This window comes from Moorena sp. SIO3I6 (assembly GCF_010672095.1).
Genome location: NZ_JAAHHU010001176.1, coordinates 1 through 1,601, shown reverse-complemented (window position 1 = coordinate 1,601; position 1,601 = coordinate 1). Strand labels below are relative to the sequence as shown.

Here is a 1,601-nt window from a genome sequence, read left to right as displayed (position 1 = left end):
TCTGAGTTAGGACTATCCTGGACAATTGCTGCCCAAGTCGTGGTGTTGAAGTTTCCTGAGTTTATTTCCTATGCCTTACCCATATCAGTACTGCTCGCTACACTAATAGCATATTCTCGCTTGAGTAATGACAGTGAGTTAATTGCCCTGCGCAGCTGTGGTGTGAGTTTATACCGACTAGTTGCCCCTGCTCTAGTTCTCAGCCTAATTGTCACGGGAATCACTTTCCTCTTCAATGAATTAATTGTTCCAGCCGCTAACTACCAGGCAACTATAACTTTAGAAAAAGCTCTTAATGAGGAAAAACCCGCTTTCGAGGAAAACGGTATTCTGTATCCAGAGTATCACACTTTTCCCCAACCCAATGGCACAACTACTCAGACACTCAAACGCTTATTCTACGCAAATCGATTTGATGGTCAGAGCATGAAAGATATGACTGTCTTGGAGTGGTCTAATCTGGGTAAGTTGAAGAAAATTATTCTATCGGAATCAGCCCGTTGGAACTCTAAGCAAAATACCTGGGATTGTTTTCATGGGTCAATTTATTTCATTAGTCCTAAAACCTCTTTTCGGAAAATAGTAACCTTTGATCATCAAGAAATTCCATTTCCTAGAGCGCCCCTGGATTTAGTAACTAAAGCCCGTGACCCCTATGAGATGAATATTCTTCAAGCCATAGAAATGATCCAGTTGCTTAAGGGAGCTGGCGATCGCAAAAAACTCCGGATGCTGCAAGTTCGGATGCAACAAAAAATTGCTTTTCCCTTCATTTGTATAATCTTTGGCTTAGTGGGAGCAAGCATTAGTATTCGACCTAAACGAATCAGCAAAGGGACTAGCTTTGGGGTCTGTTTAATCGTAATTTTTGGCTACTACTTACTGAGCTTTGTGATCGGAGGTTTCGGTATAGCAGGAATTCTCTCCCCAGTTCTAGCCGCCTGGTTACCTAATTTATTCGGTTTTGGAGCAGGAGGATGGTTATTGTGGCGATTGGAGGGTAATGGTTGATGGTAATTGGGAGTAGGGAGTAGGGAGTGGGGAGTAGGGAGTAGGGAGTAGGGAGTAGGGAGTAGGGAGTAGGGAGTAGGGGAAAGAAAATTGACTTTACCTCATAAGTACGATCGTAAGCATATGCGCTACGCGCAGGGTACGCCAACAGCATTCAGCTAAGCGCGTTTGTATTTGAGATGTAAACCTGTATGGTCTTTTTTTATTAGACAATAAAACTGAGAATCTCTTTCCCCTCTTGCCTCTTGCCTTTTGTATGCAAGCCTTTTGACCTTTGGCAATATGTTCACAACCTAGATACAAACGCGCTCAGTTCTAAACTGCTACAGCAGTTATCTTCAGTTCAAAAATCTTATTGATTACATCTTCTACTACCCGATCAGGAGTAGACGCTCCAGAGGTTACTCCTACTACTATCGAACCAGAGGGAAGCCAATTTCGTGCTACTTCCACCTCCTGATGTAGGGGTTTATGCTCGATTTCATCAGCAGAAATAATCCGGTTGACACTGTCAATGTGATAGGATGGTAGTTGTCGCTCAATAGCAATTTCTTGCAGGTGAGTGGTATTGGAGGAATTAAAGCCACCAA

The 1,601-nt window shown here is 43.0% G+C and carries 2 protein-coding genes and 1 pseudogene; 1 reads left to right on the top strand and 2 read right to left on the bottom strand.

All coding sequences use genetic code 11. From position 1 onward, the window contains the following. A partial coding sequence (locus tag F6K49_RS47415; RefSeq protein ID WP_293109481.1) for an LptF/LptG family permease occupies positions 1-1,011 on the top strand: 1,011 nt, incomplete at its 5' end. Here the strand turns inward: F6K49_RS47415 and F6K49_RS47410 are convergent. Both F6K49_RS47410 and F6K49_RS47405 read right to left on the bottom strand, forming a co-directional pair. Beyond that, positions 950-1,159, bottom strand: coding sequence for a hypothetical protein (locus tag F6K49_RS47410; protein WP_293109479.1), 210 nt, complete (start codon positions 1,157-1,159; stop codon positions 950-952). The two genes, F6K49_RS47415 and F6K49_RS47410, sit on opposite strands and share 62 nt — an antisense overlap. Positions 1,160-1,326: 167 nt before the next feature. Beyond that, positions 1,327-1,601: pseudogene (locus tag F6K49_RS47405) on the bottom strand (4-hydroxy-3-methylbut-2-enyl diphosphate reductase); the annotation flags it as partial.